Source organism: Spirillospora sp. NPDC048911 (genome assembly GCF_043198015.1).
Lineage (GTDB): Bacteria > Actinomycetota > Actinomycetes > Streptosporangiales > Streptosporangiaceae > Spirillospora.
On the sequence record NZ_JBICUD010000003.1, the window covers coordinates 595,778 to 617,855 of the forward strand.

General features: G+C 70.8%; 20 protein-coding genes. 13 read left to right on the forward strand and 7 right to left on the reverse strand.

Features of this window, described 5'->3' with window-relative positions:
- Positions 1-361: 361 nt before the first annotated feature.
- Complete coding sequence (locus ACGFNU_RS16790) at positions 362-1,525, forward strand: YbhN family protein (RefSeq protein ID WP_392594405.1); 1,164 nt, start codon at positions 362-364, stop codon at positions 1,523-1,525.
- Here the strand turns inward: ACGFNU_RS16790 and ACGFNU_RS16795 are convergent.
- The 3 genes from ACGFNU_RS16795 to ACGFNU_RS16805 all read right to left on the reverse strand — a co-directional run bounded on the left by ACGFNU_RS16795 (position 1,479) and on the right by ACGFNU_RS16805 (position 4,062).
- A complete protein-coding gene (locus ACGFNU_RS16795; protein WP_392594407.1) occupies positions 1,479-2,432 on the reverse strand; it encodes a hypothetical protein in 954 nt (317 codons plus the stop codon). The genes ACGFNU_RS16790 and ACGFNU_RS16795 overlap by 47 nt on opposite strands.
- A 255-nt stretch (positions 2,433-2,687) precedes the next feature.
- Positions 2,688-3,497: an amidohydrolase family protein gene (locus tag ACGFNU_RS16800; RefSeq protein WP_392594409.1), complete on the reverse strand. Its 810-nt coding sequence runs from the start codon at positions 3,495-3,497 to the stop codon at positions 2,688-2,690.
- Positions 3,487-4,062, reverse strand: a complete 576-nt coding sequence (locus tag ACGFNU_RS16805; RefSeq protein ID WP_392594411.1) for a TetR/AcrR family transcriptional regulator — start codon at positions 4,060-4,062, stop codon at positions 3,487-3,489. The genes ACGFNU_RS16800 and ACGFNU_RS16805 overlap by 11 nt, the downstream gene beginning before the upstream one ends.
- Before the next feature lie 98 nt (positions 4,063-4,160).
- Here ACGFNU_RS16805 and ACGFNU_RS16810 point away from each other — a divergent pair, with 98 nt between their 5' ends.
- On the forward strand, positions 4,161-4,994 hold the full coding sequence (locus tag ACGFNU_RS16810) for a hypothetical protein (protein WP_392594413.1): 834 nt from the start codon (positions 4,161-4,163) through the stop codon (positions 4,992-4,994).
- A 197-nt stretch (positions 4,995-5,191) separates the two neighbouring features.
- On the forward strand, positions 5,192-5,785 hold the full coding sequence (locus tag ACGFNU_RS16815; protein ID WP_392594415.1) for a gamma carbonic anhydrase family protein: 594 nt from the start codon (positions 5,192-5,194) through the stop codon (positions 5,783-5,785).
- A 126-nt stretch (positions 5,786-5,911) separates the two neighbouring features.
- Here ACGFNU_RS16815 and ACGFNU_RS16820 read toward each other — a convergent pair whose 3' ends face one another.
- Complete coding sequence (locus ACGFNU_RS16820) at positions 5,912-7,114, reverse strand: MFS transporter (protein WP_392594417.1); 1,203 nt, start codon at positions 7,112-7,114, stop codon at positions 5,912-5,914.
- Positions 7,115-7,174: 60 nt separating this feature from the next.
- Here ACGFNU_RS16820 and ACGFNU_RS16825 point away from each other — a divergent pair, with 60 nt between their 5' ends.
- Positions 7,175-8,143, forward strand: coding sequence for an ArsR/SmtB family transcription factor (locus ACGFNU_RS16825; RefSeq protein WP_392594419.1), 969 nt, complete (start codon positions 7,175-7,177; stop codon positions 8,141-8,143).
- Between the two features lie 33 nt (positions 8,144-8,176).
- Here ACGFNU_RS16825 and ACGFNU_RS16830 read toward each other — a convergent pair whose 3' ends face one another.
- Complete coding sequence (locus ACGFNU_RS16830) at positions 8,177-9,613, reverse strand: PLP-dependent aminotransferase family protein (protein ID WP_392594421.1); 1,437 nt, start codon at positions 9,611-9,613, stop codon at positions 8,177-8,179.
- Positions 9,614-9,681: 68 nt separating this feature from the next.
- Between ACGFNU_RS16830 and ACGFNU_RS16835 the strand changes: the two genes are divergently transcribed.
- Positions 9,682-10,968: an MFS transporter gene (locus ACGFNU_RS16835; protein ID WP_392594422.1), complete on the forward strand. Its 1,287-nt coding sequence runs from the start codon at positions 9,682-9,684 to the stop codon at positions 10,966-10,968.
- 185 nt (positions 10,969-11,153) lie between these two features.
- On the opposite strand, the gene ACGFNU_RS16840 is transcribed toward ACGFNU_RS16835, so the two are convergent.
- The gene (locus ACGFNU_RS16840) at positions 11,154-11,909 is read right to left on the reverse strand and encodes an alpha/beta hydrolase (RefSeq protein ID WP_392594424.1); all 756 of its coding nucleotides are present in this window, start codon (positions 11,907-11,909) and stop codon (positions 11,154-11,156) included.
- Between the two features lie 180 nt (positions 11,910-12,089).
- Between ACGFNU_RS16840 and ACGFNU_RS16845 the strand changes: the two genes are divergently transcribed.
- The 6 genes from ACGFNU_RS16845 to ACGFNU_RS16870 all read left to right on the forward strand — a co-directional run bounded on the left by ACGFNU_RS16845 (position 12,090) and on the right by ACGFNU_RS16870 (position 20,190).
- Positions 12,090-13,964, forward strand: a complete 1,875-nt coding sequence (locus ACGFNU_RS16845; protein ID WP_392594426.1) for a potassium transporter TrkA — start codon at positions 12,090-12,092, stop codon at positions 13,962-13,964.
- A gap of 70 nt (positions 13,965-14,034) precedes the next feature.
- Positions 14,035-14,727 (forward strand): hypothetical protein, encoded by a 693-nt coding sequence (locus tag ACGFNU_RS16850; RefSeq protein WP_392594428.1) that lies wholly within the window; start codon positions 14,035-14,037, stop codon positions 14,725-14,727.
- Between the two features lie 14 nt (positions 14,728-14,741).
- The gene (locus ACGFNU_RS16855; RefSeq protein ID WP_392594429.1) at positions 14,742-16,409 is read left to right on the forward strand and encodes an ABC transporter ATP-binding protein; all 1,668 of its coding nucleotides are present in this window, start codon (positions 14,742-14,744) and stop codon (positions 16,407-16,409) included.
- A gap of 10 nt (positions 16,410-16,419) precedes the next feature.
- Positions 16,420-18,246: an ABC transporter ATP-binding protein gene (locus ACGFNU_RS16860; protein WP_392594431.1), complete on the forward strand. Its 1,827-nt coding sequence runs from the start codon at positions 16,420-16,422 to the stop codon at positions 18,244-18,246.
- A 167-nt stretch (positions 18,247-18,413) separates the two neighbouring features.
- Positions 18,414-19,634 (forward strand): hypothetical protein, encoded by a 1,221-nt coding sequence (locus ACGFNU_RS16865; protein ID WP_392594433.1) that lies wholly within the window; start codon positions 18,414-18,416, stop codon positions 19,632-19,634.
- 1 nt (position 19,635) lies between these two features.
- The gene (locus ACGFNU_RS16870; RefSeq protein WP_392594435.1) at positions 19,636-20,190 is read left to right on the forward strand and encodes a hemerythrin domain-containing protein; all 555 of its coding nucleotides are present in this window, start codon (positions 19,636-19,638) and stop codon (positions 20,188-20,190) included.
- Between the two features lie 74 nt (positions 20,191-20,264).
- On the opposite strand, the gene ACGFNU_RS16875 is transcribed toward ACGFNU_RS16870, so the two are convergent.
- The gene (locus ACGFNU_RS16875; RefSeq protein WP_392594437.1) at positions 20,265-21,254 is read right to left on the reverse strand and encodes a hypothetical protein; all 990 of its coding nucleotides are present in this window, start codon (positions 21,252-21,254) and stop codon (positions 20,265-20,267) included.
- Positions 21,255-21,274: 20 nt separating this feature from the next.
- Here ACGFNU_RS16875 and ACGFNU_RS16880 point away from each other — a divergent pair, with 20 nt between their 5' ends.
- The gene (locus tag ACGFNU_RS16880; protein ID WP_392594439.1) at positions 21,275-21,466 is read left to right on the forward strand and encodes a hypothetical protein; all 192 of its coding nucleotides are present in this window, start codon (positions 21,275-21,277) and stop codon (positions 21,464-21,466) included.
- A 185-nt stretch (positions 21,467-21,651) separates the two neighbouring features.
- On the forward strand, positions 21,652-22,065 hold the full coding sequence (locus ACGFNU_RS16885; RefSeq protein WP_392594441.1) for a DUF4259 domain-containing protein: 414 nt from the start codon (positions 21,652-21,654) through the stop codon (positions 22,063-22,065).
- The last annotated feature ends 13 nt before the right edge of the window (positions 22,066-22,078 follow it).

Sequence of the window (22,078 nt, forward strand, 5' to 3'; positions counted from 1 at the left end):
GCTACCTGACCCACGCGCGCTGCCTGACCCACCCGCCGCCTGACCCAGACTGCTCGACCCAGACTGCTCGACCCGGACACTGCTTGACCCGGACTGCTTGACCCACGCCGCTTGACCCACGCCGCTTGACCCACGCTGCTTGACCCACGCCGCCGCTTGACCCACCCGCCACTCGTGCAAAGGGACCGTCGCGGTGACCTTCGATCGGTCGTACGTTCCACCGGTCTCGTCCGCATACAGTGAAAACGCGCCGCTGGAGGCGGCAGCGAACCGGCCATGATCCCGTCGTTTCCGTCCAACGTTCTTCCGCGATGAATCAACCGGTCGCATAACCTTCAACCGAAAAGCCGACAAATAAGGTGTGGAGACTATCGCCGCCGGCGCTGAACGCGCGGCGCCCGCCGGATTCTCGACTTCCGGCGGTCGCGCCGCCACCCCCGCACTCCGCCGTCCCCTCCGGCTCGCACTCCGCCGGACGTACCGGTCCCCCTATGCCCTGACCGCGATCCTGCTGGCCGCCGCCACCATGGTGACGGTGGCGCTGAAAGGCACCTCTCCTTTCGTCTCGGTCGCGACGGCGTTCCGGAACGTTCACTGGGAATTCGTGCCGGTTCTGGTCACGCTGTCAGTGCTGCACTACGTGCTCGCCGCCGTGACACTGCGCGGTGCGGCCGGGCGTCGCCTGCCGCTGTACACGACGACGCTGGCCCAGTTCACCGCCGCGGCCGCCAACCGCGTCACGCCCGGCGGTCTCGGCGCCGTGGCGGTCAACACTCGCTACCTGGTCTGCCGCGGTGTCCCGCTCGCGCACGCCGCCGTCGCGGTCGCCGTGATGCAGGTCGTCGGCATACCGGCCGATCTACTGCTGATGGGGGCCGTCCTCGGCATCGACGGCGGCGACGGGCGGGTGCTGGGCGCGATGGGCGCCCACGCGTCCCAGGTCGCCGGGATGGTTCCGCCGTGGCCGGTACTCGCGGGCGTCGGTGTCGTACTGCCCGCCGCGCTTCTGTGGGGCCGCCGAGCCGCGCGTTCGACCGCGGTAGAACGGACGCTCGGCGGACTCACTGACCTCTGCCGTCGTCCAGCCGACCTGGCCGTGACAGTGTGCGCCTCTGCGGCGACCACGTTCGTCATGGGGCTGGCCTTCGCTCTCAGCGTGCTCGCCGTACCAGGCGCGGCCGGGCCGGGCGACACCGTCACACTGCTGGCCGCCTACCTCGTAGGTGCCGCGGCAGGCGCCGCGCTGCCTTCGCCAGGAGGTGTGGGCTCCACCGAAGCCGCACTGGTCACGGCCCTGGCAGCACTGGGCATCGCTGCCGGGCCCGCTCTGCAGGCGGTGCTGCTGTTCCGCGCCATCACGTTCTGGGCGCCGGTCCCCATCGGTCTCCTGACGTGCCGCACCCTGCGCCGCGACCAAGCCGGTGGCGACCGGGCCAGTGGTGACCAGGTCACCAGCTGCCAGCTCACCAGCGGCCAGGTCAGTCCTGCGCCAGCCGTTCCAGAAGGTCTTGGAACTCAGCTGTGATCTTCACGCTCAGCGACTCCTCGCCGGGCTCCACCGCACCGGCCAGCAGGAGCGGCGTGCCCTCCTGCCACCAGTAGACGTTCGGGCTGACCGAACGCGGCCCCTCCTGGTACCCCGACCAGGCGATCTTGATCAGCAGGTCCATGGCGTTGAGCACGTCCATGCCGCGGATCGGGGCGGCGTGGATGACGCCCTGGACGGGCACCGTGACGAGCACGCCCTCGGGACCGGTGACCGGGTAGTCGCCCACCCAGACCGCGTGCGCGGTCACGTAGGCCGTCTCGCCGTGCAGCGTGGACAGCCGCACGCCGTCGAAGAGCTCCGACTCGACTTCGAGCGGCCCGTCACGCCGTACGTTGTCGTACGCGGCGCGGAACGCCTCGTCCGCCGAGACCGGCCAGGCCGCGGCCATGTCGGCGCGGACGAGCATGAGCGAGGTCGGCCGGTCGACCACCAGGATCTCGATGAGCCCCGGCGCGACCGGCCGCCGAACGATCTCCCCGGGCCCCACCTGGAAGTCGTCCGCGTACAGCCGCGTCCGCAGCAGCGGCCGGACGAGGCCGTAGTCCTCCAGGTCGAGCTCGTCCTCCTCGTCGACCTCGGTGGTCGCGATGAGGCTGCCCACGAAGTCGCTGACGACGGCGGCCCACTCCTCCCGGGGCTCGCGCGCGACCCACTGCCGCAGGTTGGTCAGCCACATCTGCAGCGGCGCGTCCCGTCCGGGCCGAGTGATCTCGACCTGGTCGCCGCTGATGATCCGGCACTGGTACCCGTGCTGCTCGACGACCGTGACGAGCAGCGCCAGGAGCGGGTCGTCGGCTATGGAGCGGTCCACCCATTCGCCTGGCCCCGCCTCCAGTACACCTCCTGCCTCCAGCACAGCAGGGGCGCCCTCGAACGTCCCCACCGCATCAGCGGCAGGCGGCACCCGGAATCCGCCAACCGGCTCGTCCTGGTTCCAAGGCGGAGTGCCATGCTCGCCAGAGGAATCTCCCAGCCCCTCAGACGGCGGCGGCTGCTCGCTCGGCTGTGGAGTGGCATCGGCGTTGGGCCGGCGCTTCCGGAACCACTTCATGGGGACCCCTCGACGGAAGGTTCGTCGTAACGGCCCAGCCTAGGGGTGGAGCCGGACAAAAGCCCGCACCTTTACATTGTAGATCAATTACAGCCGGAAGGCGTGACGGGCGTTGCCGGCCAGGAACGCCGCGCGGGCCGCGTCGTCCAGGCCGAGCTCGTCCAGGCCTTTCAGGGCCCGGTCCGGCGTGATCATCGGATGGTTGGTGCCGAACATGACCTTGTGGTGGCGATCCTCGGTCATGTAGCGGACCAGCTCAGGCGGGTAGCGCCGCACCGTGTACGCGGACGTGTCGATGTAGACGTTCGGGTGCTTGCGGCACACCGCGATCATCTCCTCCGTCCACGGGTATCCGATGTGGCCGCCGACGATGACGAGCTCGGGGAAGTCGAGCGCGACCTGGTCGATGTACGGAATGGGCCGTCCGGTCTCGCTGGGACGGAGCGGCCCGGTGTGCCCGACCTGCGTGCAGAACGGGATGCCCAGCTCGACGCACTCCGCGTAAAGGGGGTAGTACCTCCGGTCCGTGGGCGGTAGCTCCCACAGCCACGGAACGACCCGCAGCCCCTTGAAGCCGAGCTCGTTCACGCAGCGGCGCAACTCCCGGACGGCCTCCATCGGCTTGCGCAGATCGACGGACGCGACGCCCACGAGCCGTTCAGGCGCGACGGCCACGAACGAGGCGACCTCGTCGTTGCTCACCAGGGCGCCCTCCGGCCCGTACCACGCGCTGATCAGGCCGACGTCCACTCCCCCGCCGTCCATCGCGCCGATCGTCACCTCGACCGGGACCTCTTCGGCGGGCGGCTTCCGGCCGATCCACCGCCACAGCGATTCGAGCATCTCGTGCTGCAGGAACCGGACCGTCCCATGCTGCATCCAGGCGTCAACGATCATCGCCGTCTCCTTCCAGCGCACGCCAGGCCGCCCGTCCCAGCCGCGCGATCTGATGGTCCCCCGGGGTGGGGATCTCTCCGTTCAGCCACAGCCGGCAGAGCTCCTGCGCGGGGCCCAGCCACAACACGAACGTGGTCACCAGATCAAGCTCGGGCAGGGCTCCGTGATGAACGTGGGTCCGCCACCACGCGCGCACCTCGCTGAAGAACGCGCGGTTGCGGTCGGTGAGCTCGCCCCCGGCAGGCCGGCGTTCGGTGAAGAGGAACCGCGCTCGATCGGGGTGCTCCATGCACCACCTGACGTGGAACGCGACGACCGCCGCCACGCCCTCACGCGGGTCCTGGTACCGGCGCAGTTCCTTGACGAACGCCGCCTGGTACAGCTCGACGCACTCGACGAAGAGAGCCTCGACCAGCTCTTCCTTGCCTGCGAAGTGGTGATAGAAGCTTCCGACGCTCACTCCGCCGGCCTGCCGGAGGCGGCTCAGCGTCGTGCTCGCCACCCCGTCCCGCCCGAACAGCTCGAGCGCCGCGCGGAGCACCTTGTCCCGGCCGATCTCAGTCACAGAACATCATTCTGGATCACTAGAACAATGTTCTGCAAGTTATCCACAGTTCACGCGGCCCCTGCCGCCCGGCTCTGACCGGCGGCACCATCGGCGGCATGGACGTGACCTCCCTCCGCGCACGCGCCGAAGCGATGAGCCCCCTCCTGCCACCCGACGCGGTCATCGGCCGCCGCACGGCCGCGTGGATCTGGGGCCTCGACGTCTTACCGCCCGGCACGAACCAATCAGCCTGGAAGATCGAGTTACTGGTGCCGCCGGGCTCCGAGGCCGACCATCCCGGCTGCGAGTCGTTCGAGGGCAAACTGCCGCCCGAGCACGTCACTGTGAAGTCGGGCGTCCGCGTGACGACACCGACACGCACGGCACTCGACTGCGCCCGCTGGCTTCCCCGGCGTGAGGCGGTGGCCGCTCTCGACCAGTTCCTCCGTGACGGCGTCGACCTCGCGTCCCTCACCGAGATGGCGGCACCCGCCGGATACCGCCGCTCGAAACTCCTGCGCGCCGCCCTCGACGCCGCCGACCCCGGCGCGCAGTCGCCCGGCGAAAGCTGGACGCGCGTCACCGTCATCGACGCGGGTTTCCCACGCCCCCGCTCGCAGATCCCCGCAAGGGGCCCGCACGGCGCCTGTATCTACGTCGACCTCGGCTACGAGGATCTCCGGATCGGCCTGGAGTACGACGGCGAACGCCACCACTCCGGCCCCGCCGCCCGCGCCCGCGACGAACACCGCCGCCGCTGGCTGCGCGACGAGCTGGGCTGGGAGATCATCCCCGTCTTCCGCGACTTCCTCGCCAGACCCACCCCCTACCTCGAAGCCCTCCTGACCGCGATGCTCAACCGAGGCTGGAGCCCGCCGAACGAAACCATGGACACCATCACCACCCGCCTGTTCCGCCTAAGAAACCCCATCAGAAGACAGGTGCCCTGACACCCGACCAGCGAACTGCCCCAGACCGTGACCTCACCGAGCCACCCCACAACGGCCAGCAGGCACATGGACGAGGAGGAAGGTGAGTGAGCCGGGCGGTAGGGACGTAGGTGAGCTAGGCGAAGGGACGTAGGTGAGTGCGGCGAAGGCCGCGAGTGGGGGTGGGTGAGGTGAGGGAAGGGACGTAGGCTGATCAGATGTTGCTGGAGCATCGTGGGCGTCGGCCGGTCGTGCCGGAGTCGGCTTATGTGGCCCCGTCCGCAACGCTCTGCGGAGCCGTCGTCCTTGGCGAGAACGTCCGCGTTCTGCACGGCGCGGTGCTCACGGCCGAGAACGGCGAGGTCCGTACGGGTGCGAACGTGGTCGTCATGGAGAACGCGCTCGTCCGGGGGCGGGCCGCCAACCCGGCGGTCCTCGGCGAGGCGGTTCTCATCGGCCCGCACGCGCATGTGAACGGCGCGACCGTGGAGGACGAGGTCTTCGTGGCGACGGGCGTCTCCATCTTCCCGGGCGCGGTCGCGGGCGCCCGTTCGGAGCTGCGGATCAACAGCGTCCTGCACGTCAACTCCCGCCTTGCTCCCGAGTCGGTCGTCCCCATCGGCTGGATCGCCGCGGGCGACCCGGCGCGGCTCTTCTCGCCCGACCGCCACGAGGAACTGTGGGAGGTCCAACGCGATCTCGACTTCCCCGGCACCGTCTACGGGGTCCCCCGTGGCACCCCGATGCGCGACATCATGTCCCGCCAGACCGAGTTCTACGGCGCGCACAAGGACGATCGTCCCCTCGACTGACCGAAGTCACATGGTGGCTAGTTCCCAGAGTCGCGTGGTGGCTGGTGCTCGGAGTCACGTCGTGGCTTGGGCGCGGAGTCACGTCGTGGTTGGTGCCCGGAGTCATGTGGTGGCTTGGGGCCGGAGTCATGTGGTGGCTTGTTCGGGGATCGGGGTGGGCTTGGGGGGTTGAGGGAGGGGGCGGAGGCCGGGGGCCAGGGCCAGCGTGATGGTCACGGAGAGTCCCGCCATGAGGGCCATCGCGGTCGCGGGGGAGGTCTGCTGGGCCGCCGCGCCGGCGAGGAGCGCGCCTACGCCCTGCATAGTGATCATGCCGGAGTTGTCCAGGCCGAGGGCTTGGCCGTGGAGGTCGTCCGGGGTGAGGGCCATGAGGCGTTCCTGGAGGAGCAGGCTGGTCGAGTAGCCGATCGAGGCGAGCATCACGGCGGCGACCGCGAGCGGAAGGGGCGGGTGCAGGGCGAAGAGCAGGTACGGAGTCGCGAGGAGGAGCCGGAGGTAGGGGGCCAGGCGCACGCGCCACCTCGCGGAGACGAAGCGGCCGGTCATGACGTCGCCGAAGAGCATGCCCGCCGCCGCCAGCGCGAGGAGGAGGCCCGCGTCATGGGGCGCGTACGGGATGAAGAGGGCCTCGCAGCCGACGATCAGCCCGTTCGGCAGCCAGTTGGCCAGGTAGACGTACCGGCGCGGTACCGAGGACCACAGGCGCGCGTTCGACCGCCAGGTCTGGGTGATCGACGGGCGCCCTTCGGCGCGCGGCGCGCGGCGGGTGAGGCCGAAGCGGGCGATCGCGGCGGCCGTGAGGTGCAGGCCCGCGCCGGCGAGGAGGGTGCCGCGCGGAGACAGGAACGTCACGAGGACGCCACCGGTGGCGAAGCCGCAGATCTGCATGGTGCCGACGGACATGTTGAGCACCGAGCGGCCGAGCAGGTAGCCGTTCTCGGGGAGGATCTCGCTGAGCAGGCCATAGCGCACGCCGCCGCCCACCGAGCCGATCAGCCCCTGGGAGAAGATGATCGCGAAGAGCGCCCAGACGGGCACGCCGGGGATCGCGAGGGCGGCCGTGCTGAGGAACGCGATCAGTGCCAGCCCCGTCATCGCGGCACGCGGGGGCAGCCGATCGGCCGCTGACAGGAGCATGGTCGCGCCGACGACCTGGGCGAAGGAGGCGCCGAACATGCTGAGGGCCGCCAGCAGCGGCGAGCCCGTCGCGTCGTAGACGAGGGTGCCCAGGCCCAGCCCGCTGACCGTCATGGCGGCGATCTGCAGGGACACCGTCGCGAAGAGGGGCGTGAACTCCGGCGTGCGGAAGAGTTCGCGGTAGCTGCGCATGGCCGGAGTCTGACGATCTTCATGGCGAGAGCGTTATTGTTTCGCACGGAGGCGAAACCAATGGGATGGTGGCAGGTCAGCACGGACACGCTGGCAGGCAGCCGCTTCGTGGTCTCGCCCCTGGCCGAGGCCACCGCGGCCCTCTTCACGTTGCAGCGGCCGAGGGCCACGCACCCCGGCGAACGGGCGTGGCTCGACACCCATCTGCCCGCGTACCGCGAACGTCTGGCGAACGATCCGATCACGGCGCTGCTCATACGCACGGCGCTGGGCAAGGCCTGGATCGCCGACTTCCTGACGCCTCCGCCGTCCGGTGACTCCACGTTCGAGGACGAGGTGGCGCGGATCCGGGAGACGCCGGACGACACGGCGCACGCGGACCTGGAGATGGCGCTCGGAGGGAGTCCGCTGCCACCGGAGCTGCGCCGCGATGATCTGCCGGCGCGCCTCGCGCTGCTGCTGGAATGGGTGTGGGCCGAGACCGTGCTGCCGTACTGGCCACGGCGTCAGCGGATCATCGAGTCGGACATCGTCGCCCGGATCGGGCAGCTGAGCCAGGGCGGCTGGGCCGCCGCGCTCGGCGACATGCGGCCGGGCATGCGCTGGCTGGGCGACGGCCGTCTCCAGATCAACACCTACGACTACCCGCCGAGGAAGATGACCGCGGCGCAGATGTTGTTCGCCCCCGTGACCCTCGGACGTGGCTGGGTGGCGTGGGACGAGCCGCACACCTACGCGGTCATCTACCCCTGCTCGGGCGCTCTCGCAGAGACACATTCCGCACCGGCTCCGGAAGCGCTGGCGCGCCTACTGGGCAACGCACGGGCAGGTGTACTGGTCCTCCTCAGTACGCCCAAGAGCACTACGCAGCTGGTGGCTTTGACCGGGCAGGGCCTCGGTTCGGTGGGCCGGCACCTGAAGGTCCTGCTCGACGCGCAGCTTGTGCAACGGCGCCGTGCGGGACGCTCCGTGCTCTACTACCGCACCCCTGCCGGGGACGCACTCGTGCAGGCCCAGACAAAGAATTAGTACAGCAACGCGTCACCCTCACAAGGGCTTCATTCAGACAGCCTGCTGGGTGGCGCAGAGGTGGGTGTGCAGGCGGCGCAAGCCTTCTTCTACTCGGTCGATAGGTATGGCGCCGTAGCCGATGACGACTCCTTGCTGAGCGGGAGTACTGGTGCAGTAGGCGGCGAGTGACTCCACTGCCACGTCCGCCTGGCGTGCGTTTGCCAGCCGTTGTTGGAGGTCGAGATCCCGTCCCGGCTTAAGACGCGCGCATAGGTGGAGACCGGCTGCGGAGTGGACGGGTGTCAGCCATTCAGAGAAGTCGTTGTTAAGCGCGGTGAGGATCTTTTCGTGGCGGGCAGCGTACTCACGGGTGGCCTTACGGATGTGACGTGCCAGCAGTCCTTCGTCGATGAAACGGGCCAAGGCGGCCTGGGTAGTGGGCTCGCCATGCCAGTCGGAAAGCTGCTTGGCCGTACGAAGCGCGCGCTGGAGAGACGCGGGTGCGACCATGAAGCCGACCCTCAGCAATGGCAGCAGTGTCTTGGAGAACGAGCCCACATAGATGACCCGGCCCGTCCGGTCGAGGCCTTGCAGGGGTTCGAGCGGGCGGTCGGAGAACCGGAATTCACTGTCGTAATCATCCTCGACAATCACCGCCTCACCGTTACGTTCGGCCCAGGCGAGCAGGTCGGTACGCCGCGCCAGAGACATTGGCGTGCCCAACGGGAACTGATGCGACGGCGTCACATAGACGAGTCGCGCATTCTTAGGGATCGCAGAGACGTCCAGCCCCTCATCGTCCACCGGTATGCCGACGACGCGCGCTCCCAGGGACTCGAAGAGAATCCTTGCGGGCGGATAGCCGGGTTCTTCGACGGCGACGCAATCGCCTGGCTCGATGAGCACACGCCCGATGAGATCGAATGCCTGCTGGGCGCCTTGAGTGACGATGACGTCGTCCGGTTCGGCGCGTATACCACGCGACAGACCGGCAGAGCGTGCGATCGCCACACGCAGAGCGGGGTGACCCGCGGGCTCGCCGTACCCGGCTGAGCGTAGCGACGCAGGCCGCAGCTCCCGGGAGATCAGCCGCCGCCAGGTTTCCAAGGGAAACAACGTGGCGTCGGGCATGCCCAGCCGGAAGTCGAACGTGAACTCGCTCCGGTCGTTGGGCACCGCGGCCAGGGACTCCCAGCGACTCCTCGGCCGAACGCCGCCTGCGGCCCTTTTCCTACGACGTCGGCGGAGGGGCTCGCCCCGAACGAACGTGCCGGCACCGGCGCGGCCCTCAAGGAATCCCTCGGCCGTCAATCGATCGTACGCCGCGGCGACGGTGTTGCGGGAGACGTCGAGGCGCGCGGCCAGTTCGCGTGTGGGCGGCAGACGTTCACCTGGACGCAGCAGGCCGTCGAGGATCGCGTCCAGGATCTGCCGGTAGATGCGGGCGGCCAGGTCACCCCGCCCCTCAAGCCTGATGTGGAGGTCCAACTTGGCCCAATCAGTTCGACGATGATTGGAGCTTATGAGGAGCCAAGTGTCCCTGCCATAGTCGGGGCATGCAAGCGTTCACCAGCAGGTTCGTGCCCCCGGCCGGGGCACCACGCGTTCTCGCGGCCGCGCAGCTGGCCGGTTCGCTCGGCGACGGTGCGTTCCTCGTCTGCTCCGCGCTGTTCTTCATCCGCGTCGTCGGGATGTCGCCGGGCCAGATCGGCCTCGGCCTCACGGTCGCCTGGGCCGCCGGCTCGTTCGCCGGCGTCCCCCTCGGCGCCCTCGCCGACCGCCGCGGCCCGCGCGGCACGGCGATCCTGCTCGCCCTCGCGACCCCCGGCTCCGTGGGAGCGTTCCTCACCGTCCGGTCGTTCCTGCCCTTCGTGCTGGCCGCCTGCCTGTACGCGAGCTTCCAGAGCGGCCTCGGCGCCGCCCGCCAGGCGCTGCTCGCGGGCCTCGTCGAGCCGGGCCGCCGGACCGAGGCGCGCGCCTTCCTGCAGTCCACGGCCAACGCGGGCCTGGCGATCGGCGCCGCCCTGGGCGGTCTGGCGCTGCAGTTCGACACCGAGGGCGCCTACCTCGCCATCTTCGCCGTGGACGCCGTCGCCTTCCTGGTCACCGGGCTCATCCTCACCCGGCTGCCCGCCCTACCGCCCGCGCCGCCCGTCGAAAGCGGAGAGCCCAAGCTCGCCGTGCTCCGCGACCGCCCGTACGCCCTGCTGACGCTGATCAACACGGTGATGCTGCTCTACATGCCGATGCTCAGCCTGGTCATGCCGCTCTGGGTCGTCGAACGCACCGGCGCGCCCCGCTGGACGGTCGCCGCCATGCTCGTGATCAACACGGTCTGCGTGGTCCTCTTCCAGGTCCGCGTGGCCCGCGGCGTGACCGGCCTGGCGAGCGCCACGAGGTTCGTCCGGCTGGCGGGCATGATCATGCTGGCGTGCTGCGCGGTCTTCGCCCTCTCCGCGTACGGCTCGTCGGCGTGGCCGACCGCCCTCATCCTCCTGGCCGGCGTCGTGCTCCAGGTGGCCGGCGAAATGTTCCTCGCCGCCGGGGCCTGGGAGATCGGCTTCGGTCTCGCCCCCGCCCGGCGGCAGGGCCAGTACCAGGGCTTCTTCGGCATGGGCGTCCCCCTGGCCCGCATGCTGGGCCCCGTCCTCCTCACCACTTTGATCATGGGCTGGGGCGCCCCCGGCTGGCTCGTCCTCGGCGCCATCTTCCTGGCCGCGGGCTCCGCCATGGCCCCCGCCGTCCGCTGGGCCGAACGCACCCGCCACGCCGCCGCCCCCGAACCCGTCCCAACCCCGCCACCCGCGACCATGTCCGCAGCCCCGCTCCCCACCACCCCCTGACCACCGCCCGCACCCCGGCCCAGCTCTGGGCAGCACCAGTTAGCGCTACCCAGCGCTGGGTAGCGCTGGGTAGCGCTGGGCGTGGCTAGCTGGAGCCGCCGCCGGCGCTGGCCGTTAGCGCTGGGGCCACTGTAAGGCTGGGCACCGCCGGTTGCGCTGGGCACCGCCGGTTGCTGGGGGCGGGGCTAGGGGTGGGGGCCGTTGGTGCTGGTGGCGCTCCAGTCGGCTATGCGCTCGATGAGGTTCCGGGTGACCGCTACCTCGGCGTGGCCGAAGGCGGGTTCGATCCAGAGCTCGCGCGGCTCCCGGGCCGCCTCGTACAGCTGGTAGGCGTGCTCCAGGGGGAGGAACGCGTCGGCGTCGCCATGGACGATCAGGAACGGCGCGGGGGCGATGCGCCCGGCGACCTCGTGGGGCGCATCGGGCACCGGGTTCCAGCCGTTCGCGGCCACGCGCGTGCCGCGTGCGAGCCGTACCGCCAGCCGTCCGGTCCGCCGTTCGATGGCCCAGTGGACGCGGCGCATCGGCACCGTTCCGCGGTAGTACCAGCGGGCGGGGGCGCTGACCGCGACCACCGCGTCGATGCCGCCGTGCAGGCCCGCGTGGCGGATGGCGACGGCGCCGCCCATCGAGAAGCCCGCCACCACGACCCGCTCGTAGCCCCGGCGCCGCGCCGCCGCGACGGCGGCCTCGATGTCGAGCACCTCGCGGTCGCCCACCGTGGAGCGGCCGGCGGACCGCCCGTGGCCGCGGAAGTCCAGCCCGATCACACCGCCGCGCCGGTTCAGCACGTGGGCGATCCGGCGCAGCTCGGGTTGCCGCCAGGTGCAGGTGAATCCATGTGCCAGGACGAAGCACAGCCCGCTCCCGCCGGGGAAGTGACCGGCGTCGATGCGGACGCCGTCGCTGGTGAAGAGGGTGATGGGCTCCGGAGCTCGCACCCCTCAATGATCGGTCATCGCGGGGCGCGATCCAGCGGAGGGGCGAAAGAATCCATCACCACCGGCCGCTGGATCCTCGTGACCGGATCTGGCGGGGTCCGGGAGGGTCTGCCCTAAGATCTCTGCGGGGTGAGGAGCGGCCGCCGGGGACGGCGCGGCCGTGCGGGCACGGGAGGGCGCTTGGCTCGGATCGGCAGGCGCGAGCGCGTCCGGTACTGGTTCGACAACACCATGTCGAAGGGCACCCCCGCGCTGATCGGCTGGCTGGGGCTGGCGTCGGGCGTGCTGATCCTGGTGGTCGCCTCGCTGGCCGTGGTGCTCGCCCCCAAGGACTCCCGCGAGAACGGCCACTGGCCCGGCGTCCTGTGGCGGAGCCTGCTGCGCACCCTCGACCCGGGGACGATGGGCGACGACACGGGCACGGCTCCCTTCCTCGCGCTGATGCTGGTGTCGACCGTCGGCGGGATCTTCATCGTCAGCGCGCTGATCGGTGTTCTCACCACCGGGCTCGAGAACAAGATCGACGAGCTGCGCAAGGGACGGTCGCGGATCATCGAGCACGACCACACCGTGGTGCTCGGCTGGTCCGAGCAGGTCTTCACCGTCATCGCGGAGCTGGCCGAGGCCAACCAGAGCAAGCGCCGGTCGTGCGTCGCGATCCTCGCCGACCTCGACAAGGTCGACATGGAGGACGCCATCCGGGCGCGGGTGGGCGACACCAACCGCACCCGCGTCGTCTGCCGGCACGGCAATCCCCTCAAGGTCGCCGACCTCGACCTGGTCAGCCCGGATACGGCGCGGTCCATCGTGGTGCTCGCCCCGCCGGTCGAGGACGCCGACAACCACGTCATCAAGGTGCTGCTCTCGCTGGGCGGGCGGGCCTGGGACGGCGCGCGGCCCCACGTGGTGGCGGCCGTCCACGACTCCGCCAACCTTCGCGCCGCCCGGCTCGCCGGCGGGCCCGAAGCGCAGGTCATCGACGCCGACGACATCGCCATCCAGCTCATCGTGCAGTCGCACCGCCAGTCCGGGCTGTCGCAGGTCTACACCGACCTCCTCAACTACCGGGGTCATGAGTTCTACATGCGGCCCGAGCCCAGCCTGGCGGGGATCACCTACGGGGACGCGCTGAACGCGTACGAGCTGGGCATCCCGGTCGGGCTGCGCGGCGCGGACGGCGCCGTCCAGGTCAATCCGCCGCCGGACACCGTGATCCGCGCCGACGACGAGATCGTCCTGCTCGCGGAGGACGACCTGCTCATCAGGCTCGGCGGCGACCGTCCGGAGATCGTCGAACGGGCGATCACCACCGCGACGTCCCGGCCGGTCACCCGCGGGCGCACGCTGCTGCTCGGCTGGAACCACCGCGCCCCGGCGATCATCAACCTGCTGGACGAGTTCACCGAGCCCCGTTCCGGCCTGACGATCGCCGCGCAACGTCCCGATCCGCGGGAGACCCTCGGCGCCCTCACGAACCTCACGGTCGCGTTCACCCGGTGCGACCCCACCGACCGCAACCAGCTCGAAACCCTCGACGTGGGGGCCTACCAGCACATCATCGTGCTGGGCGACGCGGGATACGAGGACCAGCACGCCGACGCCCGCACCCTGGTCACCCTGCTGCACCTGCGGGACCTCGAAGAGAGCCTGGGCGATCCGTACTCCATCGTCAGCGAGATCCACGACGACGCCAACCGGGAGATCGCCCAGGTCACCAAGGCCGACGACTTCGTGGTCAGCGACAAGCTGATCAGCCTGATGCTCACGCAGCTCAGCGAGAACCGGCACCTGTTCGACGTCTTCGCCGACCTCCTCGACCCTGCCGGTTCGGAGATCTACCTCAAGCCCGCGCCCGACTACGTCCGCCCGGGCGTCACCGCGAACTTCGCCACCGTGATCGAGGCCGCCCGCCGCCGTGACGAGACCGCGATCGGCTACCGGTTGCAAGAACGTTTCCACGAGCCCTCCGACTACGGAGTCGTTCTCAACCCTGCCAAGAGCCCACCGCTGGAGCTCGGTGCCGACGACCACGTGATCGTCATCTCCGAAGACTGATCACCCCGCCGCACCGCGGATCTTGCTTGGGCAAGTTAAGTTAGGCTTGCCTTATTTCGTGGAGGTGTGGGTGGAGGCGACGTCGTCCGGGGTGGCGCTGGAGCCGGTCTTGGAGGTGCTTCGGGGCGCCGAGGAGGCCGGAATCACGTTGGGCCTGGCTCCCGGGCTGCGGGCCGGGGACGGCTGGTCTTCGGGTGCCGAGCTGGCCCGGTCTCCCCACGACGCCCTTGGCGCGATGGTGGAGCAGGCCGCGGCACGGTGGTCGGCTCCCCCGCACGTCGCTGCCGCCTTGTGGTGGAAGGGGTTCGCCTACTGGACGGCCCTCCCGGTCGTCGTGGGCTGGGCGCTGCATGGCCGCGTTCCGCTGATGACGGCGGAGAGCACGGCGGTGCTGCCGCTGGCGGACGAGCCGTTCATGCTCGTCGGGCTGAACGAGGCGCGGGTCGTTTCCGGCGGGCCGGACGAACTGGGCACGGTCGTGCGCGACACCCTGATCGACGATCTGCACGCGCCCGTGATCGAGGCGCTGCACGCCCTGACACGGACCGGGCGGCGAGGGCTGTGGGGGTCGGTCGCCGAGGCGCTGACCGAGCCGTTCGACATGCTCGGAATGGGCGCCGACGCGGCGGCCGGCCTGGTGAAAGCGGTCGGCGGGCCGGTCGCCGGGCTGATGGAGCTGCCCTCGCTGCGACGGCGGACCTGCTGCCTGTGGGTGACGTTGCCCGGCGCCGACGCCTGCCCCACCTGCTGTGTGAACGAATGACCGGAGGAGCCGGAGTGTCCGACGTGCTGAAGCGCGCGATCATCGGTCAGTGGCGGCACACGGCGCGCGGGGCGCTGCTGGCCTCGGGGCACCAGGCGGGCGAGGCGATGGTGCCCGTGGTGATCGGCGTGGTCATCGACAGGGCGGTGGCGACCGGGGACGGCGGGGCGCTGGTCCGGTGGGTGGCGGTGCTCGCGGTGGTCTTCGCCGTGCTGTCGTTCAGCTACCGGTTCAGTTTCCGCGCCGCCGAACGCGCGTCGGAGCAGGCCGCGCACGGGCTGCGGATCGAGCTGACCGAACGGGTCCTGCATGCCCGGGGCGGCGCCGAGGACGGCCGGCTGCCCGGCGAGCTGGTCAACATCGCCAGCGGTGACGCCAAGCGGGTCGGCGCGGTCCACCTCGCGCTGACAGCCGGTGTCGCGGCGCTCGGCGGTCTCGTCGCCGGCGGGTTCGCGCTGCTGTGGGTGTCGGTGCCGCTCGGGCTGGTCGTGCTGCTGGGGATTCCTCCGGTGCTGCTGCTGGCCCACCTGCTGGGACGGCCGCTGGAACGCCGCAGCGGCACCGAGCAGGAACGCGCCGCGCACGCGTCGGGCGTCGCCGCCGATCTGATCGCGGGCCTGCGCGTGCTCAAGGGGCTCGGCGCGGAGTCCACGGCCGTGGGACGCTACCGGCGGACGAGCCGCGACTCGCTGGCCGCGACCCTGCGCGCGGCCCGGGCCCAGGCCTGGCACGACGGCGGCATGCTCGCCCTGACCGGCGTCTTCATCGCCGTCGTCGCCCTCGTGGGCGGCCGGCTCGCGGCCTCGGGCGACATCACGGTGGGACAGCTGGTCGCCGCGGTGGGCCTCGCGCAGTTCCTGCTGACCCCGCTGTCGATCCTCGCGTGGGCGAACGGCGAGCTGGCCCAGGCCCGTGCCTCCGCCGCGCGCATCTCCGCCGTACTCGCCACTCCCCCGGCGGTCGCCGACGGAACGGGTGATCTGCCGCCGCAGGTCAGGGGCGAGGTGCGGCTGAGGAACGTCTCGTACGGAGCGTTGAACGATCTGAGCCTGGTGGCCGCGCCAGGCGAGATGCTCGGCGTCGTGGCCGAACCCGCCGTCGCCACCGCGCTGCTGCGGGTGCTCGGCCGGGCGGCCGACCCCGACGCCGGGGTGATCGAACTCGACGGCCTTCCCTTCTCCGAGCTCGACCCCGCCGCGATCCGTGCCGCCGTGCTGGTCGCCGAGCACGACGCCGATCTCTTCGAGGGGACGCTGCTGGCGAACGTCGGGGCCGCGGCCGCCCCGGACGGGATCGAACGGGCGATGTCCGCCGCGTCGGCCGACGAGGTCGCCGACACCCTCCCCCAGGGACCCGAGACGACGCTGACCGAACGGGGCCGTTCGCTCTCCGGCGGGCAGCGCCAGCGCGTCGCCCTGGCGCGCGCGCTCGCCGTGGCCGCGCCCGTGCTGGTCCTGCACGATCCGACCACGGCCGTGGACGCGGTCACCGAGGCGCGGATCGCGGCGGGCCTTCGCGAATCTCGCACCGGACTTACGACGATCATCGTGGCCACGAGCCCCGCCCTCCTCGCGGCGGCCGACCGGGTGGTGCACGTCGCGGACGGCACCGCCGTCGCCGAGGGAACCCACGCCGATCTCGTGCACGGCGACGACGCCTACCGCGCCACGGTCCTGGCCTGAAGGAGAGCGCATGACGAACGACGACAAGGCCCAGCCGCTCCTCCACGCGACCGACCGGCACGCGGACGCCGAACCCGGCTCGGGCGCTGGCGCTGGCGGCGATGGGCGGGAGCTGCTGCCGACGGCGACCGCCGCGCGGACCCGTTCCGCGCTGCGGGAGCTCGCGCGGCCGCATCGGGGCACGGCCTGGGCGGGCTTCCTCGTGCTGGGGGCCGCGACCGGCATCGGGCTGCTGACCGCGCCCGTCCTCGGGCACATCATCGACCTGGTGGCCGATGGGCACCCGGCGAGCGCGATCACGACGCCGGTCACGTGGCTGGCGGTCATCGCCGCCGTCCAGGGCGTCGCGACCTCGCTCGGCGTCATCCTCGTCGCCCGGGTCGGCGAGGGCATGCTGGCGTCGCTGCGCGAGCTCTTCGTGGAACGCGCCCTGGGGCTCCCGCTCGAACGCGTCGAACGAGCCGGGTCCGGCGACCTCACGTCCCGCGTCACCAACGACGTCTCGGTGATCACCAATGTCTTCCGGGACGCGCTGCCCGCGCTGGCGCGTTCGGTCCTGACGCTCGGCCTCACCCTGGTGGCGCTGGCCATCCTCGACTGGCGGTTCCTACTCGTGGCGCTGCTGGCAGTCCCCATCCAGGCGTGGACCGTGCGTTGGTACGTGCGGCGGGCGGTCCCGCTGTACGCGGCGCAGCGCGTCGCCGTGGGCGACCAGCAGCAACAACTGCTGGGCACCATCGGCGGAGCGTCGACCGTCCGCGCGTTCCGGCTGGCCGACGACCACGTGAAGCAGGTCGCCGCCTTGTCCAGCAACGCCGTCGATCTGGCGCTGCGCGGCATGCGGCTAGTGACGCGGTTCTACTCGCGCCTCAACCTCGCCGAGCTCGTGGGGCTGTCCGCCGTCCTGGTGGCCGGTTTCCTGCTGGTCCGCGACGGGAGCGTCAGCATCGGAACGGCCAGCGCCGCCGCGCTCTACTTCCACAGCCTCTTCACGCCGATCAACATCGCCCTCGGGCTCGTCGACGACGCGCAGGCGGCGACCGCGGGGCTCGCCCGTCTCGTCGGCGTCGCGGACCTGGCGCCGCCGCGGGCCGCGTCCGGCGACCGCCCGGACGACGCGTCCGTCCAGATCTCCGGGGTCGAGTACGCCTACCGCCCGGGCCACCCCGTTCTGAGCGACGTCACCCTCGACATCGCCGCCAAGGAACGCGTCGCGCTCGTCGGCGCGAGCGGCGCGGGCAAGACCACCCTCGCCAAGCTCATCGCGGGCATCCACCATCCGGATCGCGGCACGATCAGCGTCTGCGACGCCGGTCCCGCCACGACCGGCCGCACCGTGGCCCTGGTCACCCAGGAGGTGCACGTCTTCGCCGGAACCCTCGCCGACGACCTGCGCCTGCCCCGGCCCGGGGCCGCCGACGACGAGCTCCTCGCCGCGCTCGACCAGGTCGGGGCCTCGTCGTGGGTCGAGGCGCTGCCCGGCGGCCTCGGCACCGTCGTGGGAGAGAGCGGGCATCGCCTCACCGCCGCGCAGGCGCAGCAGCTCGCGCTCGCCCGCCTCGTCCTGGCCGACCCGCCGGTCGTGGTCCTGGACGAGGCGACCGCCGAGGCGGGCAGCGCCGGGGCCCGCACCCTCGAAGCCGCCGCCGCGGCCGCCATCGAGGGCCGCACCGCCCTCATCGTCGCCCACCGCCTCACGCAGGCCGCCGAAGCCGACCGCGTCGTGGTCCTCGACAAGGGCCGCGTCGTCGAGACCGGCACGCATTCCGACCTGGTCCACGCCGGCGGCCGCTACGCCGCGCTCTGGGCAGCGTGGTCTGACAACAGCCGCCCCTGAACGCGGATATCGCCACGTCGCCGCACGGTGTTCTCGCCATCTCGACGGGCTGACCAGCCCGTCAAGAATCCGGCAAACCCGACGCGCTTGCGGCGGGGATCGAGGGGTAGGGCGGACTCGCTCTTCGCCCCGGGACATGACCCGGGGCGCCGCGAAAGGAGAGCCGCATGTCCTTCAATCCACTGGAACATCGTGGAATCCCCCTGGACCGTCAGGTCCGCAACTGGCGGGAGCTCAACGTCGACCCCGTCGACCCGGATCGGAGCGATCCGTACACCAAGTGCCGGATCATCACGATGAACGGCATCGAGGTGGAGGCGATCTTCTTCAGCCACCACTTCAACCGCATCTGCCCCGACCCCGACGTCAAGCGGCAACTGGCCGAGGTTCGCCTCATCGAGCAGCAACAGCAGAAGGTCGTCAACTGGCTGCTGCCCGGCCAGGCCTCCGTCCTGGAGACGACGATCTCCTACGAGCAGGTCGCCGTCGACCTCACCGCGTGGGTGTCGCGGATGGAGCCGGACCCCTACCTGAAGCAGGCGTACGAGTTCGGCGTGCTGGAGGACTTCGACCACCTGTACCGGTACGCCAACCTCTACGAGATCCTGGAGCACCGCAAGGCCGAGAAGATCGTCGGCGACCTCACCGAGATCATGCCGGGACGGCCGACGCTGGTCGAGCACCGGCACCCCGCCGACAACCTCCGCGACCCGTACGACCGGAGCAAGACCGAGCCGATCTCCAAGCTGCACGCGCTGACGATCATGTCCGCGGAACAGCAGACGATGAACTTCTACATGAACGTCGGCCCGATGTACATGGAGCCGATCGCCCGTCAGCTCTACCAGGAGATCGGGCTCATCGAAGAGGAGCACGTCACCCACTACGAATCCCTGGTCGACCCGGGTGAGACCTGGTGGGAACGACTGGTCAACCACGAATACAACGAGTGCTACCTGTACCACTCGTTCATGGAGACCGAGACCGACCCCAAGGTGAAGGCCATCTGGGAACTCCACCTCAACATGGAACTCGAACACCTCCGCCTGGCCTGCGACCTCATGCGCCGCCACGACGGCCGCGACCCCGAGAGCGTGCTGGCGGCCGAGCTCCCGCCACCGGTCACGTTCGAGCCCAACAAGGAGCTCCTGCGCAACCTGCTGGCCACGCAGATCGACCTCAACACGCTCGGCGCCGGGTACGTGCGCGAGGCCCACGAGCGGTTCGAGACGATGCAGGAGCAGATCCACGGCGGCGAGAAGCCGCCGACCGAACGGATCATCGACCTGCATCGCGAGCGGTTCGGCGAGGAGTACCGGCTCCAGACCGAGGGGCCGCACCCGGTCGAGAGCCTCCGGGAGATCCGCGTCCGGGAGGAGGAGGGCTGACATGCCGGCGGCACCGACGAAGACCGATGTCGTGGACGTGCTGATCAAGCAGCACAGCCAGATCCGGGAGCTCTTCGACGAGGTGGCGGCGAGTGACGGCGACGCCCGCCGCGACGCGTTCGGACGTCTCGTGCGGTTGCTGGCCGTCCACGAGACCGCCGAAGAGGAGATCGTGCATCCGGCCGCGCGCAGGTCGCTGCCCGGCGGCGAGGGCATCATCGACGACCGGCTGACCGAGGAGCGCGAGGCCAAGGAGCAGCTCGCCGCGCTGGAGGCGATGGGCACGGACGACCCGCGCTTCGACGCCGAGCTCGACGTGCTGCGCATCGCGGTGCTCACCCACGCCCGTGCCGAGGAGCGGTACGAGTTCTTCCGGATCCGCGACGAGTTCGGCGAGACGCAGCTCGCGGCGCTCGCCGCCGCCGTCAAGGCCGCCGAGGCCACGGCCCCCACCCACCCGCACCCCGGTACCGAGAGCGCCACCAAGAACCTGCTCGCCGGGCCCCTCGTCGCGATGGTCGACCGCATCCGCGACATCATCCGCAAAGCACACTGAATCCGCTGAGACCACTGCCCCGAAGAGCTTCCGCTGCCATGGCACTCGCAGCGGAAGCCCCCTGAGACCGAGTGCTACCAGGCGAACGAGTACGGCTCGACTCCGCCGGAGAACGGGATCCGCGAGGTCCGCCCGGTGGAGAGATCGACGCGGTGGGCATACCCGCGGGAGACGGCCATCAGATAGCGGCCGGTCGCATCACGGTCGAGCTGGGTGAACATCCAGGTGCTGTTCCAGTCGTTGTCCACGTACTTCTGCTCGCGGAGGACGCGCAATTGCCGCCCCGTCGCGGCGTCGACCTCGATGACGCGCGTCCACGACGGCTTGCCCTGGGCCACGATCACGTACAGCTTCGTGCCGTCCGCGCCGAGCACAGGCGAGACCGGCAGGCCTTGGACCGGCACGCGGCGGGAGGCCTTCAGCAGATCGTGTCCCGCCCCGGTGTCCAGGACCCAGATGCCGCCCCTGTCGGGCGAGCCCCCGATCGAGTACGCGAGGCGACGCCCGTCCGCGGACCAGCTCAGCGACTCCAGCAGGCCCGTGGCCGTGGACGTGAAGACCTCCCGGCGCCCGGTGACGACGTCCACCACCGCGATCTCAACGGGCCCGTACGGGCTGCCCAACCTCGCCTTTTCCTCGGGTGACAGGGACGGGGCCTTGTCGGGGACAGGCTCCTTCCTCGGGTCGATCGGCAGCACGGGGGTCTTCGGATCGATCTTCACCCTGACCCCCTTGCGCACGGCGTCCACCGGGTACGCGACGCGGCGTCCGTCCGGGCTGGCGGCGATGTAACGGATGTGGCCGTCGCTCTTGCCGCCCTTGACCGGATCGAGTCCTCTCAGGCGGCCCGCCGAGGTGAGGCTCAGGCGATAGAGCTTGTGCTCGGCCTGCCCGGGCTTCCCTCCCGCGAGGTAGAAGAGCGTCTGGTCGTTGGTCGCGGTGATGGCACTCCATTCCACGACGCCCTTCGGCGGCGGGACGGTCGCGGTGATCGCACCCGTGGCGGCGTCCCGCACGGTCACGCCGTTGCCGGCCGCCCCCTTCCCCTGCGCCGTGCCGGCCACGAGGAACCGTCCCGGCGCGCATGACGAGCACCTCGCGCCGCCGTCGCGGGAGCCGCTGCACGGCCTCCATCACGCGGCGGCGGTCCTCGCTCACGAGCGCCTCGGATTCGGCCGACCACATCGGCGGCTCGTGGTGCGCGCCGAAACGCCGGGCCACCACGCGGCGCCGGATGACCGACCGGCAGGCGTTCACGACCGACGCGCGGGCGTAGGCGAGCGCGGGTCCGGGTTCGGGGCCGGGTTCGGCGCCGGGTGGATCCAGCACGGTCGAGCCTTCTTGATCCATGCCATAAAGACGCGCCATGTCCCGGATTGTTGCTCGGCCCGACCCACCAATCGGCCCCGGAATGTCACTGAATGCCACTACCCTCCAACCGAACGATGGAGGAAGACGACCATGGGCACGTGGGGCGCGGGTCCCTTTGACAACGACATCGCGGCGGACTTCGCCTCCGACGTCGACGCGGCGGCCGGAGACCAGCGGGCCTTCCTCATCCAGGAGGCGCTGGAGGCCGCGGTCACCGAGGAGGGCCCGCTGAACGCCCGCACCGGCGACGTGGCCGTCGCCGCGGCCGCGATCGTCGCCGCCCAGTGCCCCGGCGGCGAGCCGGTCGATCCGGTCTACGGCACCAAGGAGCGGTTGCCGCCCCTGCCCACGCACCTGCGGCGGCTGGCCGTCCTCGCCCTGGACCGTGTGATCGGCCCCGACTCCGAGCTTCCCGAGCTGTGGGCCGGGACCGAGAGCGCCGCCGAGTGGCGCATCGGCGTCTACCGGCTCCAGTCGACGCTCTCGGGCGGCGCGGCCTCGTGAATGACCTTCAGAA